The sequence below is a fragment of the Dyella sp. genome (assembly GCF_035685805.1).
Classification (GTDB): Bacteria; Pseudomonadota; Gammaproteobacteria; order Xanthomonadales; family Rhodanobacteraceae; genus Dyella_A.
Genome location: NZ_DASSAB010000035.1, coordinates 66586 through 80133, shown reverse-complemented (window position 1 = coordinate 80133; position 13548 = coordinate 66586). Strand labels below are relative to the sequence as shown.

General features: G+C 69.0%; 11 protein-coding genes. 5 read left to right on the top strand and 6 right to left on the bottom strand.

Features of this window, described 5'->3' with window-relative positions; translation table 11 throughout:
- Positions 1 to 48: 48 nt before the first annotated feature.
- Complete coding sequence (locus tag VFG40_RS09225; RefSeq protein WP_324897051.1) at positions 49 to 804, bottom strand: Bax inhibitor-1/YccA family protein; 756 nt, start codon at positions 802 to 804, stop codon at positions 49 to 51.
- 205 nt (positions 805 to 1009) lie between these two features.
- Between VFG40_RS09225 and ppk1 the strand changes: the two genes are divergently transcribed.
- Complete coding sequence (gene ppk1 / locus VFG40_RS09220; RefSeq protein ID WP_324897050.1) at positions 1010 to 3184, top strand: polyphosphate kinase 1; 2175 nt, start codon at positions 1010 to 1012, stop codon at positions 3182 to 3184.
- A 34-nt stretch (positions 3185 to 3218) separates the two neighbouring features.
- Here the strand turns inward: ppk1 and VFG40_RS09215 are convergent, their stop codons facing one another.
- Positions 3219 to 3779 (bottom strand): NADPH-dependent FMN reductase, encoded by a 561-nt coding sequence (locus tag VFG40_RS09215; RefSeq protein WP_324897049.1) that lies wholly within the window; start codon positions 3777 to 3779, stop codon positions 3219 to 3221.
- A gap of 319 nt (positions 3780 to 4098) precedes the next feature.
- Between VFG40_RS09215 and VFG40_RS09210 the strand changes: the two genes are divergently transcribed.
- Positions 4099 to 5844, top strand: a complete 1746-nt coding sequence (locus tag VFG40_RS09210; RefSeq protein WP_324897048.1) for a sensor domain-containing diguanylate cyclase — start codon at positions 4099 to 4101, stop codon at positions 5842 to 5844.
- A gap of 15 nt (positions 5845 to 5859) precedes the next feature.
- Here VFG40_RS09210 and VFG40_RS09205 read toward each other — a convergent pair whose 3' ends face one another.
- The 4 genes from VFG40_RS09205 to VFG40_RS09190 all read right to left on the bottom strand — a co-directional run bounded on the left by VFG40_RS09205 (position 5860) and on the right by VFG40_RS09190 (position 10637).
- Complete coding sequence (locus VFG40_RS09205; RefSeq protein WP_324897047.1) at positions 5860 to 8145, bottom strand: thiamine pyrophosphate-dependent enzyme; 2286 nt, start codon at positions 8143 to 8145, stop codon at positions 5860 to 5862.
- Positions 8146 to 8256: 111 nt separating this feature from the next.
- Positions 8257 to 8775: a nucleotidyltransferase family protein gene (locus VFG40_RS09200; protein WP_324897046.1), complete on the bottom strand. Its 519-nt coding sequence runs from the start codon at positions 8773 to 8775 to the stop codon at positions 8257 to 8259.
- Entirely contained in the window at positions 8772 to 9314 is a 543-nt protein-coding gene (locus VFG40_RS09195; RefSeq protein WP_324897045.1) for a GNAT family N-acetyltransferase, read from the bottom strand. Before VFG40_RS09195 ends, VFG40_RS09200 begins: the two co-directional genes overlap by 4 nt.
- 153 nt (positions 9315 to 9467) lie before the next feature.
- Positions 9468 to 10637 (bottom strand): acyl-CoA dehydrogenase family protein, encoded by a 1170-nt coding sequence (locus VFG40_RS09190; RefSeq protein ID WP_324897044.1) that lies wholly within the window; start codon positions 10635 to 10637, stop codon positions 9468 to 9470.
- Between the two features lie 179 nt (positions 10638 to 10816).
- Here VFG40_RS09190 and lexA point away from each other — a divergent pair, with 179 nt between their 5' ends.
- Genes lexA through VFG40_RS09175 form a run of 3 tightly spaced genes read left to right on the top strand, consistent with a single transcriptional unit; the run spans position 10817 to position 13527 of the window.
- A complete protein-coding gene (gene lexA / locus VFG40_RS09185; protein WP_324897043.1) occupies positions 10817 to 11437 on the top strand; it encodes a transcriptional repressor LexA in 621 nt (206 codons plus the stop codon).
- Between the two features lie 11 nt (positions 11438 to 11448).
- Positions 11449 to 12081: a translesion DNA synthesis-associated protein ImuA gene (gene imuA / locus VFG40_RS09180; protein ID WP_324897042.1), complete on the top strand. Its 633-nt coding sequence runs from the start codon at positions 11449 to 11451 to the stop codon at positions 12079 to 12081.
- A gap of 9 nt (positions 12082 to 12090) precedes the next feature.
- On the top strand, positions 12091 to 13527 hold the full coding sequence (locus VFG40_RS09175) for a Y-family DNA polymerase (protein WP_324897041.1): 1437 nt from the start codon (positions 12091 to 12093) through the stop codon (positions 13525 to 13527).
- Positions 13528 to 13548: the final 21 nt, after the last annotated feature.

The window sequence follows — 13548 nt, the reverse complement described above, 5'->3', positions numbered from 1 at the left end:
GAAAAGGCCGGCATGCTGCCGGCCTTTCGCGTCATGGAATCACTGTTTTCAGCGACGCGCCTTGGACAGCAGGCGCAGGATTTCCATGTAAAGCCACACCAGCGTGACCATCAGCGCGAACGCGCCGAACCATTCCATGTACTTGGGCGCACCCTGCGCGGCGCCGCGTTCGATCATGTCGAAATCGAGCACCAGGTTGAGCGCCGCCAGACCCACCACCAGCACGCTGAAGCCGATGCCCATCGCGCCGCTTTCATGGATGAAAGGAACCTGGATGCTGGTGAATGCGCGCAGGCCGATATCGACTAGGTAAAGCAGCGCGATGCCGCCGGTGGCTGCCACCACGCCCATGCGGAACTTGTCGGTCACCTTGATCACGCCGGTGCGGTAGAGCAGCAGCATCGCCGCCAGCACGCCCACCGTGAGCATGATCGCCTGCAGCACGATGCCGGGAAAACGCAGCTCCATGAACGCGGAGATGCCACCCAGCGCAAATCCCTCGGCAAGGGCGTACAGCGGCGCCGTGACTCCAGCCCAGCGCGGCGCGAAACTCGACACCATCGCCAGCGCAAAGCCGACCAGCAGACCGCCCCAGAGAAACGGCGAGACTGCAGCGAGCGCGGCCTGCATGTCGCCGCCGGCCGCGGCCTCGGCGAAGCGGTTCCAGGTCCAGCTGCCGGTAACCACGGCCAGCAGCAGCAACAGGCCGGTCTTGGCGATGGTGCCGTTCATGGTCATCCGCTCACCGACCGCGAACGGTCCCTGGAACGTTTTCTGCTGCAGGACAGGATTGCTCGATCGCATGGACAACTCCTCGCAAGGCGGTGGCGCGCGCGCCATGCGCGGCCAGCTCCGGCCCATGGTACCGCGGGCAACGCCACGGCGAGTACGCTTGCCGCACGGACCGCCGAGGCGCGCTGTCACGTGCACGTCAACTGCCTGTCGCAATATGTCCGAACGATGACGCCCTCCCCCGCGCGCGCCCGCTGCCACACCGACCGAGCCGACGATGACCCCGCGTAAATTTTCCACCCCGTCCACCGATGCGGCCCTCTCCAGCCCGCCGGCACGCCCGGCGGCGGCAGGCACCGGCCCGGCCCCGGTGGATCTGGCCGATCCCGCGCTGTACATCCATCGGGAGCTCTCGCAGCTGCAGTTCAACATCCGCGTGCTCGACCAGGCGCTGGACGAGAGCACGCCGCTGCAGGAGCGGCTGAAGTTCCTGCTGATCTTCTCCAGCAACCTGGACGAGTTCTTCGAGATCCGCGTGGCCGGATTGAAGGACCAGATCGCGTTCGACCACGAGCTGGTGGGGCCTGACGGAATCCCGCCGAAGCAGGCACTGGCAATGATCAGCGAAATCGCGCATCAGCAGATCGAGCGCCAGTACGCGATTCTCAACGACCGCATCCTGCCGGAGCTGGCGGCGCAGCAGATCCGCATCATCCGCCGCAACGAATGGACGCTGAAACAGAAGCAGTGGGTGCGCCGCTACTTCCGCCACGAGGTTGCGCCGCTGGTCACGCCGATCGGGCTCGATCCGACCCATCCGTTTCCGCTGCTGGTGAACAAGAGCCTCAACTTCATCGTGCAGCTGGAAGGGGTGGATGCGTTCGGGCGCGATTCGGGCCTGGCGATCGTGCCGGCGCCCCGCGTACTGCCGCGGCTGATGCGCCTGCCGGACGATATCTGCGACGGCGGCGAAAACCAGGTGCTGCTGTCGTCGGTGATCCACGCCCACGTCGACGAGCTGTTCCCCGGCATGCAGGTGCACGGCTGCTACCAGTTCCGCCTGACCCGCAATGCGGATCTCGCGATCGACCCCGAAGATGTCGACGACCTCGCCCGCGCCCTGCGAGGCGGCCTCTACACCCGCCGCTTCGGCGATGCCGTGCGGCTGGAGGTGGCCGACAACTGCCCGAAACTGCTGACCGACTACCTGCTCAAGCAGTTCGGCCTGTCCGCACCGGAGCTCTACGAGGTGAACGGGGCGGTGAACCTGTCGCGGCTGTTCGGGGTGGCCAGCAAGGCCGGCTTCCCGCACCTGCAGTACAAGCCGTTCACGCCGTCGATTCCCAAGGCGCTGAAGAAGTCCGACGACATCTTCGCCAGCATCGGCCGGCAGGACGTGCTGCTGCTGCATCCGTACGAGTCGTTCACCCCGGTAGTGGACATGCTGCGCCAGGCGGCCAAAGACCCGGCGGTGCTGGCGATCAAGCAGACCCTGTACCGCAGCGGCGCCACCTCGGAGATCGTCGAGTCGCTGGTCGATGCGGCGCGTGCCGGCAAGGAGGTCACCGCAGTGATCGAGCTGCGCGCGCGCTTCGACGAGGAATCGAACCTGTCGCTCGCCGCGCGCCTGCAGCAGGCCGGCGCGATGGTGATCTACGGCGTGGTCGGGGTGAAGACGCACGCCAAGCTGATGCTGATCCAGCGCCGCGAGGGCACCGAGCTGGTGCGCTACGCCCACCTGGGCACCGGCAACTACCACACCGGCAACGCGCGCCTTTACACCGACTACAGCCTGCTCACCTCCGATCCGGTGCTGTGCGAGGACGTGCACAAGCTGTTCAGCCAGCTCACCGGCATGGGCAAGGTGCAGCCGATGAAGAAGCTGCTGCATGCACCGTTCACGCTGAAGAAAAGCCTGCTCGACCTGATTGCCCGGGAAACCGCCCATGCCGAAGCCGGCCGCTCCGGGCAGATCATCATCAAGGTCAATGCGGTGACCGACGCGCGGGTGATCCGCGCGCTTTACAAGGCCAGCATGGCGGGGGTGAAGATCGACCTGATCGTGCGCGGCATGTGCTGCCTGCGTCCGGGTGTGCCGGGGGTGTCGCACAACATCCGCGTGCGTTCGATCATCGGGCGCTTCCTGGAGCACAGCCGCGTCTACTGGTTTGCCAACGACGGCGACGACATCATGTATCTGGCCAGCGCCGACCTGATGGAGCGCAATCTGGACCGCCGCGTGGAAACCGGCTTCCCGATCGAGGGCAAGAAGCTGATCCAGCGCGTCAGGCGAGAGCTGGAGATGTACCTGGCCGACAACGCCAGCGCGGCGATCCTGCAGGCGGACGGCAGTTACGTGCGCGCCCAGCCCTCCCCCGGCCAGAACGTGCGCAACGTGCAGAACCAGCTGCTCGACAAGCTCTGCGGCACAGCGGCCGCATCCGGCGGCTGAGTTGCCGGGCGCGCGTACGCGCTGGTGAGCGGGCTCAATCCGTGCGCTGCAGGCGGATCCATGCGGCAAGGCGATCGACGAAGTCCTGCAGGAATTTGCGCGTGTCGTCGCTGGCGACGTTTCCTTCGGCGTCGATCAGGTCATCGCTCTTGAACTGCACGAACACCTCCGGCTGCGCCAGCACGGCCACGTCGAGATAAGCCAGCACGTTGCGCAGGTGCTGCTGCGCCAGCGCACTGCCGGTCGCACCGATCGAGGCTCCTATCACCGCACCCGGCTTGCCGGCGAAGGAATTGGTGCCCCACGGGCGCGAGGCGATATCGATGGCGTTCTTCAGCACGCCGGGGATCGAGCGGTTGTACTCGGGCGTGACGAACAGCAGCGCGTCCGCCGCCTCGATGCGCGACTTCAGCGCCGTGCATTCGGCCGGGTAGTCGCTGTCGAAATCCTGGTTGTACAGCGGCAGCGAGCCGATCTCGATGAACTCGAAGCGCAGGTCGTCCGGCGCCAGCTTCTGTACTGCCCGCGCCAGCCGGCGATTGATCGACGCCTCGCGCAGGCTGCCGACCAGTACGGCTATCGAATGCGTGGCCACGGCGTGCTCCTGTCGGTAGTGGAAAGGGATCCGTCCGCGGGGCGGATCGACCGACAGCGTGAACGTGCTCCCGGAAAGATCGCGTGACCGCAGCGACCACCGCCCTCGGCTCCGGTGATGACAGCGATGGCACGGCATGTGCTTGCGAGCTCGGGTGGCACGCGCCGTACCCGCCTGCGGCGGTCGTCGGTGCGTGGCCTCACGCGGACGTTTCCCCGGCACTGGCTGGGCACCTCCGGAGGGAGGAGATGCTGCTGCGTAGTGGACGGCATGGTGCCGTCCCGCCTTCGGCATCGGCAACCAGGGGGAGGTAGAGAACATGCATTGGCCCGGTTCCGGCCACCGGCAGCGCAATCGCCTGATGGCGCGTGCGTTGTGCCTGCTGATGTTGCTGTGGATCGGCACGGTGCACGCCGCCATGCCGATGAGCGGCGCGTGGCGGGACGTCCGCGACGGCGACACGCCGGCCCAGGTGCTGGCGGAGTACCGCCAGAACGCCCTGCAGCGATTTGATCCGGACCTGCTGCGGCGTTTCCCGCACGGGCCGCTGGGCACCTGGATCGTGCTGGCGCCGCAGCCGCCCTGGGTGGAGGAGGCGCGGGTGTTGAGCGTTTATCCACCGCCGGTGGGAACGGTGACCCTCTACGACCAGAACGGACCGAAAGTTTCACTCGCGCTGGATGATTTCCGGGCCGCCGTGCACGGCCACGGGCGGCTGGCTTTCCTGCTGCGCACGGAGGTGCCGGCGTCGGCGCCGATCCTGTTGAAGTTCGAACCCTCGGCCCGCGCCGCCGCTCCGGTGGCGTTCCGGCTGCAGAACTGGAGCCACTACCTGCAGCGCGATTCGCACTGGCTCGTGTTCGCCACCGCCAGCCTGACCGTGCTGCTGGCGATGGCGCTGATGACGCTGTGCTTTTCGGTGCTGCTGCGCGACGTGACCTTTGCCTGGTACGCCGGCTACGTCCTTTGCTACGCGCTGATGCAGGGGATCCAGACCGGGTTCGTCTATCACCCGCTGGAGATGGACTGGCTGAGCGGGCTGTCCACCACCGTGAACACGGCGGCGGTGGCCCTGTCCGTGGCGTTCGCCTCGATGTTCATGATCCGCTTCTGCGAACTTCAGCGGTATGCGCCGCTGCTGCGGGTGCCGGTGCTGGCGCTGGCGGTGGGCATGGTGGCGGTGGTGCTGATGCGCTGCAGCCAGTGGCCGCCGCTGGAGAACGTCGGCCAGTTGCTGGTGAACCCGCTGCTGACGCTGGGCACGGTCCTGCTGCTGGTCGCTTCGGTGCTCGCTGCGGCGCGCGGCTCGCGGCACGCGTGGTTCTTTCTCGCCGGCTGGACGCCGCTGCTGGCGCTGACCGCCATGCGCAGCGCCCAGATCAGCGGCGCGCTCGCGGCGCTGGACTGGCTCAACGACGCCGGGCTGGTGGTCGGCGCGTTCGAGGCGATCGTGCTGTCGTTCGGCCTCGCCGACCGAGCGCTGATGATCCGCCGCGATCGCGACGAAGTACGCGTACTGGCCGACCGCGACTCGCTGACCCAGGTGTTCAACCGCCGCGCCTGGAGCGAGGCGGCGATCCAGGCCATGAGCGACCCGGCGCGTCCGCAGTCGCTGCTGTTCCTGGACCTGGACTACTTCAAGCGTCTCAATGATCGCCTCGGCCACGCCGCTGGCGATCACGCGCTGGTAGCCGTGGCCGACGCGTTACGCCAGGAGCTGCGCCCGGTGGACCTGCTCGGGCGCTACGGCGGCGAGGAATTCGTGGCGCTGCTCGATGGTGCCGGCGAGGCGGAATCCATGCAGATCGCCACGCGCCTGTGCCGCCGGGTGAACCGGCTGGAGATCCCCGTCGACGGCGAGAACCTGATGCTCAGCGTAAGCATCGGCGTAGGCATCCGCCGCAGCGACGACTCGATCGACAGCCTGATCGCGCGCGCCGACCAGGCGATGTACGCGGCGAAGCTGGCCGGTCGCAATCGCGTCTGCCTGGAGCCACGTCCGGGCCAGCCGGAGGCACCGCCGCGACCGGGCAGCGTCGCGCGCACACCGCGACGCTCCTCCTAGCCGGGGCCGCGCGGCTCAGGCCAGCGCGCGCGCCGCGGCCACCACGTCGGCCTCGCCAGGCAGCACCAGCAAGGCGGCGCCGGCCAGCGGGGTGAAGGTGTCGGCGCCGACCACGCGCGTCAGCGGCGTGGCACCGAAGCCCGCCTCGACGATCGCGGTGATCACACCCTCGCCCACGCCGGCGCTCTTGCGCCCTTCGTCCAGCACCAGGATGCGCTTCGCGCTCTTCGCCTGTGCCGCGATGAAGGCGTCATTGAGCGGCGCGAGCCAGCGCAGGTCGACCACGCGCACCTTCCACTTCAGCTCGGCCTCGATCGTTCGCGCGGCACGCAAGGCCATCGGCACGCCGTTACCAAAGGTGAACACCACCAGGTCGTCGGCGTCCTCGTCATACACGCGGCCCTCGCCCAGCGTCATCGCCTCGCCCGGCGCGGGATAGGCGAACTGCCAGCCGCCGTCGCCGGCCTCGTACAGGTCTTTGGTCATGTACAGCGCGATCGGTTCGAGGAACGCGCACACGCGCCCGTCGACCTTCGCCAGCGCCATCATCGTGCGCAGCATGCGGGCGGCGTCGTCGCCGCGGCTGGCGCATCCCACCACCAGGCCCGGGATGTCGCGCAGCGCGGTGATCGAGTTGTCGTTGTGGAAATGGCCGCCGAAGCCCTTCTGGTAACCCAGCGAGGCGATGCGCATCACCATCGGGTTGCGGAACTGGTCGTTGGAGAAGAACTGCAGGCTCGATGCTTCGCCGCGGATCTGGTCCGCCGCGTTGTGGAAGTACGCCAGGTACTGGATCTCCGGGATCGGCAGCATGCCCATGTTGGCGTAGCCCTGTGCCAGGCCGAGGATGAGGGTTTCATCCAGCAGCGTGTTGAACACGCGGGTGTTCTTGAACGCCTTGTGCAGACCCTTGGTGACGGTATACACGCCACCCTTCTGCGCCACGTCCTCGCCGAACAGCAGCGACTCGGGGTACTTCGCCATCACCTCGTGCAGCGCCTGGCCGATCTGGATCGCCAGATGCCGCGGCGGCTGGTTTTCCGGCAACTTCGCCTCGCCACCGAATACGGCCAGGCGCTTGTCCGCATAGTCGGCGCGCTCGGCCTCGGCCTTCACCTTGGCCGGGCTGTACGGCGCCAGCGGCGCCATCACGTCGTCCAGGCGCTCCAGCTTGGGCCGGCGATCGGCCTCGTCGGCCGCCTCGAAACAGTGCTTGCGCGTCGCCTCGTACAGGTTGAGCAGGTCGTCCTTCGAGTACAGGCCGGACTCCAGCGCAATCGCCGCCGAGCGCAGCAGCGGATCGGTCGATTCCACCGACACCAGCTCTTCGATCGAGCGCCACTCGATCTCGAAGTCGGTGCCGGCGTGACCCATCACGCGGGTGGTCTTGAGGTGCAGGAAGGTCGGTCGACGCGTGCGGCGGCAGTGCTCCACCGCACGCTGCACCTGGGCGTAGCCGGTGGCCAGATCCAGGCCGTCGGCGAAGAAGTAATCAAGATCGGCACGCGCCTGGTAGTTGCGGGCGACCCAGCCGGTGGGCGTCTTCACCGAGATGCCGATGCCGTTGTCCTCGCACACGAACAGCACCGGCGCGGGCAGCTTCTGGTAGGCGGTCCAGCCCGCCGCGTTGAACGCGGTCTGCGCGGTGGCGTGGTTGCTGGACGCATCGCCGAACGAGCAGATCGCGATGGAGTCGTGGGGAATGGGCAGCGTATGGCCGATGCGTCGTGCATGGTCGATGGCCACGGCGGTGCCCAGCGCCTTGGGCAGGTGCGAGGCGATGGTCGAGGTCTGCGGCAGCACCCAGAGCGGCTTGCTGCCCCACACCTTGTGGCGGCCGCCGGAGGCCGGGTCGTCCTTGCTGGCGGCGAACGACAGCGCCGAATCCATCACCGGGTCACGCGGTTTTCCATCGGTGCCCGGCAGCTTGCGGAAGCGCTCGGCCATGAAGCCGCCGGAGCGGTAGTGCAGGAACGCCGGATCGGTATGGCGGGTGAGCCGCGCCACCATCGCGTTGCCCTCGTGGCCGGACGAACCGATCGTGTAGAACACTTTATTCTGCACGCGCAGCACGCGCGCCATCAGGTCGAGGTGGCGCGAGATCAACTGGGATTCGAACAGCTCGCGGAAGCCGCGCGCATCGAGCGCACTGCCCGGCAGCACCGGCTCAGCGTCATGCGGCGCGACGGGCAGTACCTCGCCCTGCCACAGCTGCACGAATTCGGTGAAGTTCTGATCGACGATCTCGGCGCGGTTGAAGCCCTTGTGGCGGGCGGCGATGGCAAACGGAATGGCAGTCATGGAATCTCGTCAACAGGCGGCCGCGGCGGCGACCATCGGGAAAGTATCGAGTGGAACCGGCGCATACGCCACGGTGCGGATCGCGATGCACGCACGGCAGCGCCATGCCGTTCAGCCATCGACGCCGCGCGGGCGCTCCGGTGGCAGCATCGGAAACGGTGGCGCGAGTGCGCGCAGCGCCGCGGCGCGACGCAGATCCTTGTCACGGCCGAAACTCTCGAGGATTCGGATCTGTTCGGCCATCGCCGGCACCGGCACCGCCAGGCCGTTCAGGCCCGCCAGGGTCAGCTGACCGGGACGGACCGGCTCCCAGCCCTGCCCCCGGTTCAGCTCCAGCGCGCCCATCACCTCCACCGGCAGCCCGGGGAAGGCAAAGCGCGCGAAATGCGAACGGAAGCGGTCGCTGTCGATCGGCGCATGGCCCGGCTCGCGCCGGGATGCCCACGCCGCGATCAGCCGCCCCGCGTCCTCGCGCGACACCAGCACGTCGACGTCGGCCACGCTCACCTCGGCGCCGAGCAGCAGCGCCGCCGTGCTGCCGATCAGGCACCACGGATCAAGGCAATGCACGTGCAGCTCAGGCACCACGTCCACCAGCGTGGCGTACAGCGCAGGCGAGACGTGGCTCATGCGCGACGTTGTTGCCAGGCGGCGCGGCTCTGGCCCCATACCTCGACCGCCAGATCCTGGTACGGCTCGGGCAGGCGGCCGGGGCCGATCAGGGAAGAGCCGAGGCGACGGGCAACCTCCTGCGAAGCGATGTTGTCCGGCGCGATGGTGTGGATCACCTCGCTCCAGCCCAGGTGATCAAACGCCCAGTCGATGGCTGCCGCCGAGCCTTCGGTGGCATAGCCCCTGCCCCACGCATCACACAGCAGGCCCCAGCCCACCTCGGGGCCGGGCCAGCCTTCGGGCTGCCACGGACCGAGCCGGCCGATCCAGCGACCGCTGGATCGTTCGATCACCGAGAACATGCCATAGCCCTGGATCGCCCACGCCCCGGCCATGGAAAGAAAACCGCGCCAGGCGACGGCGCGCGGCTGCGGGCCACCGATGTGCCGGGAGTTTTCCGCGTCGCCCATCAGCTGCGCCCAGCCCTCGAAATCCTCCGCCCGGGTCGGGCGCAGGATCAGGCGATCGGTTTCGATGTGGATTTCAGGAACGTGCAATGCCTGACTCCCGGCGGCGTACGCGCTTGGTGCCCGTCATTCCCGCGCAAGCGGGAACCCACTTTGCCCTGGCTACGGGAGGAAAAAGGGATTTCCGCTTGCGCGGGAATGACGCCGATCGAACAGGGCGCCGGACACGGCCGGCGCGCAAGATCAGAACGCGTTGATGCCGGTCAGTTCGCGGCCCACCACCAGCTGGTGCACGGTCTCGGTGCCCTCGTAGGTGATCACCGATTCCAGGTTCAGCGCGTGGCGGATCGCCCCGTGCTCGGTGGTGATGCCGGCGCCGCCGAGCACGTCGCGGCAGTCGCGCGCGATGTCGATGGCCATGCGCACGTTGTTCCACTTGGCCAGGCTCACCTGGGTCGGCTGCAGCTTGCCGGCGTCCTTCAGGCGGCCGAGCTGCAGCGACAGCAGCTGGGCGGTGGTGATGCGCCGGGCCATGTCGGCCAGCTTCAGCTGGATCGCCTGGTTGGCCGACAGCGGGCGACCGAACATCGTGCGGTTGGCGGTGTAGTCGAGCACTTCCTTCAGGCAGGCCTGGGCGGCGCCGATCGGGCCCCAGGTGATGCCGTAGCGGGCCTGGTTGAGGCAACCCAGCGGGCCCTTCAGACCCTTCACGTTGGGCAGGCGGTTGGCGTCGGGCACGCGCACGCCGTCGAAGAACAGCGCGCTGGTCACCGAGGCGCGCAGGCTCATCTTCTTGTGGATTTCCTGCGCCTTGAAACCGGCCGTGTCGGTGGGGACGATGAAGCCCTGGATGCCGTCCTCGGTCATCGCCCAGACGATGGCGATGTGCGCGAGGTTGCCGTTGGTGATCCACATCTTGGCGCCGTTGATGACCCAGTCGCCGCCGTCCTTCTTGGCGTGGGTCTTCATGTTGGCCGGATCGGAGCCGCCGTGCGGCTCGGTCAGGCCGAAGCAGCCGATGATCTCGCCCGCGGCCATGCCCGGCAGGTACTGCTTTTTCTGCTCTTCCGTGCCGTAGGCGAAGATCGGGTACATGCACAGCGAGCTCTGCACCGAGGCGAAGCTGCGCAGGCCCGAATCGCCGCGCTCCAGCTCCTGGCAGATCAGGCCGTAGCTGACGCCGTTCATGCCGCCGCCGCCGTACTCCTCGGGGATCGTCGCGCCGAGCAGGCCGAGCCCGGCAATCTCGGGGATCAGTTCCTTGGGAAAGCGGCCCTGCTCGAAGCAGTCGCCAATGATCGGCAGCACCTTTTCGTCGACGAAGCGGCCGACGGAGTCCTGCACCATGCGCTCCTCGTCCGTGAGCAGCGAGCGGACGTCGTAAAGGTCGAGCGGATCAAGACGGACAGCCATGAAGCCTCCAGCGGGTCGAGTAATCCGCCCATTCTAGCCTGCGCATACCGGCCCCGGCGATGACGCAGCGCCGCAGGAATGCCGCCCGCGGGCGCCGTCGCAGCCGTTGAGAAGCCGCTGCGCTCTCCTGCCGCCCATGCCGCTTGGCGGCCTCTCCATTTGGTGCAATTATTTACACCATGTCACTCACCGCCCGCCAGGCTGCCATCCTCGATTTCGTCCGCCAGCACCTGGCGGCCGAAGGCATGCCGCCCACGCTGCAGGAGATCGGCACGGCGTTCGGGCTGGAGCACGTCAATGCAGTGGTCAAGCACCTGCGCGCGCTGGAGACCAAGGGGCAGATCGCCCTGCTGCCCAACCGCGCCCGCGGCATCCGCCTGGTGGATGACGGCGCGTCCCGCGAAAGTCGCCGCGACGACAGCCTGCAGTTGCCGCTGATCGGCCGCGTCGCCGCCGGCCAGCCGCTGGTATCGGAAGCCAGCACCGAACGCGTGCTGCGGCTGGACCCGGCGCTGTTCCGGCTGCGTCCGGATTACCTGCTGCGGGTGCAGGGCGACTCGATGCGCGACGACGGCATCCTCGACGGCGACCTGATCGGCGTGCACGCCACGCCGGTGGCCGAGCACGGCCAGACCGTGGTGGCACGGGTCGGCGATGGCTTCACGGTGAAGCGGCTGTACCGCCGCGGTCGCCAGGTGCGGCTGCTGCCACGCAATGCCGAGCACGCGCCGATCGACCCCGACCCGCGCGAGGACTTCGCCATCGAAGGCCTGTTCGCCGGCCTGATCCGGCCCGGTTGAGCATGAATCCGGTGGCCGCCCCTGCCGACGCGTCCCTGACGACGCTGTTCGACGCCCGCCGCTTGTGGCGCGGCCGCGCGCGCCCGACCCAGGCCGACGGCATCCCGACCGGGCTGGCCGCGCTGGACGACGCGCTGCCGCAGGGTGGCTGGCCGCCCACCTCGCTGAGCGAAATCCTGCTGCCGATGGACGGCGTGGGCGAGCTGCAGCTGGTGCTGCCCGCGCTGGCCACGCTGGCCAGCCGCGATCGGCCGGTGATGCTGGTCACGCCGCCGTACCTGCCCGGCGTGGCCGGCTGGTCGGCGCGCGGGCTGGACATGCGCCATGTCGTCATCGTGCAGGCCGCTTCGTCCATCGAGACGCTGTGGGCGATGGAGCAGAGCCTGCGCAGCGCTGCCTGCTCGGCCGTGCTCGGCTGGCCGCCGCAGGCGGACGATCGCGCCCTGCGCCGGCTGCAGGTGGCCGCCGATACCGGGCAGACGCCGGCGTTCGTGTTCCGCGACCGCCGGCATGTCGAGCACGCCTCGCCAGCGGCGCTGCGGATCGAGCTGGAGACCCGCCCCGCCCCGCAGCTGCGCGTGCGCAAATGCCGCGGCGCCCAGCCACCGGCGCACCCTGTTCCCCTGCCGCGCCGGGGCGCATGAGCGCGCGCCATGTTGTGGGCCTGCATCGTGCTGCCGCATCTGGCGCTGGATACGCTCCAGCGTCGCCGTCCGCCCGGCGAACAGCCACTGGTGCTGATCGACGGACCACTGCAGGCGCGGCACGTGCTCGACGCCGATGCCGCGGCGCAAGCGACCGGCGTGCGTGCCGGCCAGCCGTTGACCACCGCGCAGGCGCTGTTGGCACGCTTCGAGGCGCTCGCCCACGACCCGGACCTCACCGCCCAGCAGCACGACTTGCTGGCCGCCTGGGCCTACCGCTACAGCGCCGAGGTGCTGCGCCTGCCCGATACCGGCGGACGCGGCGCGGTGGCGCTGGAAGTACAACGTAGCCACCGGCTGTTCGGCCACTGGCCGGACTTCGAGAAAAAGCTGCGCGACGATCTCACCGCCATGGGCTTTCGCCATCGCCTCGCGCTGGCGCCCACGCCACTGGCCGCACGCGCTTTGGCCGAGGCGTCCGATGGCGCGGCCATCGACGATCCGGGACGCCTGCGCCAGCGGCTTGCGCGCCTGCCGCTGCGTCATGCCGGGCTGCCGGGCCGCAGCGAAGAGACCCTGGCCGGGATGGGCGTGCACCAGCTCGGTGCGCTGCTCGCGCTGCCCCGCGCCGGCCTGCGCCGGCGCTTCGGCGCGCCGCTGCTGGACCACCTCGACGACCTGCTCGGCGACAGCACCCATCCGCTGCCGCGCTACCTGCCACCGGACCGCTTCGACCTGCGCATCGAGTTCAATTTCGACGTGGAGAACATCGCCTCGCTGGCCTTCCCGCTGCGCCGGCTCACCGGCGACCTGGCCGACTTCCTCGCCGGTCGCGACGGCGGCGTGCAGCGCTTCGTGCTCAGCCTCGGCCACCGCGGCCACGCGCCCACACGGGTGGTGGTCGGCCTGCTGCAGCCCGAGCGTGCGCCGGCCGCGCTGTTCGAACTGGCGCGCGGACGGCTGGAGCGGGTGGCCCTGGCGCATCCGGTGGTGTTCCTGCGCCTGCGCGCCACCGAGCTGCCGCCGTTCGTACCGGGCGGGCGCGACCTGTTCGACCAGCGTCCGGAACACGCCATCCCGCTGGAGCAGCTGCAGGAACGCCTGCGCGCCCGGCTGGGCGACAGCGCCGTCTACCGGCTGCAGGCCACGGTGGATCCACGGCCCGACCAGGCGCAGCGGATCATGCCGGCCAAGGCTGACCACGTGGCGCCGACCACGCGGCCGCGCCCAACCTGGCTGCTGCCCCGGCCGATCCCGCTGCGTGGCCACGGCCTACGCATCCTGGCCGGGCCGGAGCGCATCGAAAGCGGCTGGTGGGACGGCGGCGACCTGCGCCGCGACTACTACGTGCTGGAAACCGCCGACGGCCAGCACGCCTGGGCGTTCTGCCCGCCGGGCGAACGTCCCCGGGACGAAGGCTGGATGCTGCACGGGTGGTTCGCATGAGCGCCGGCAAGCGCCCGCACC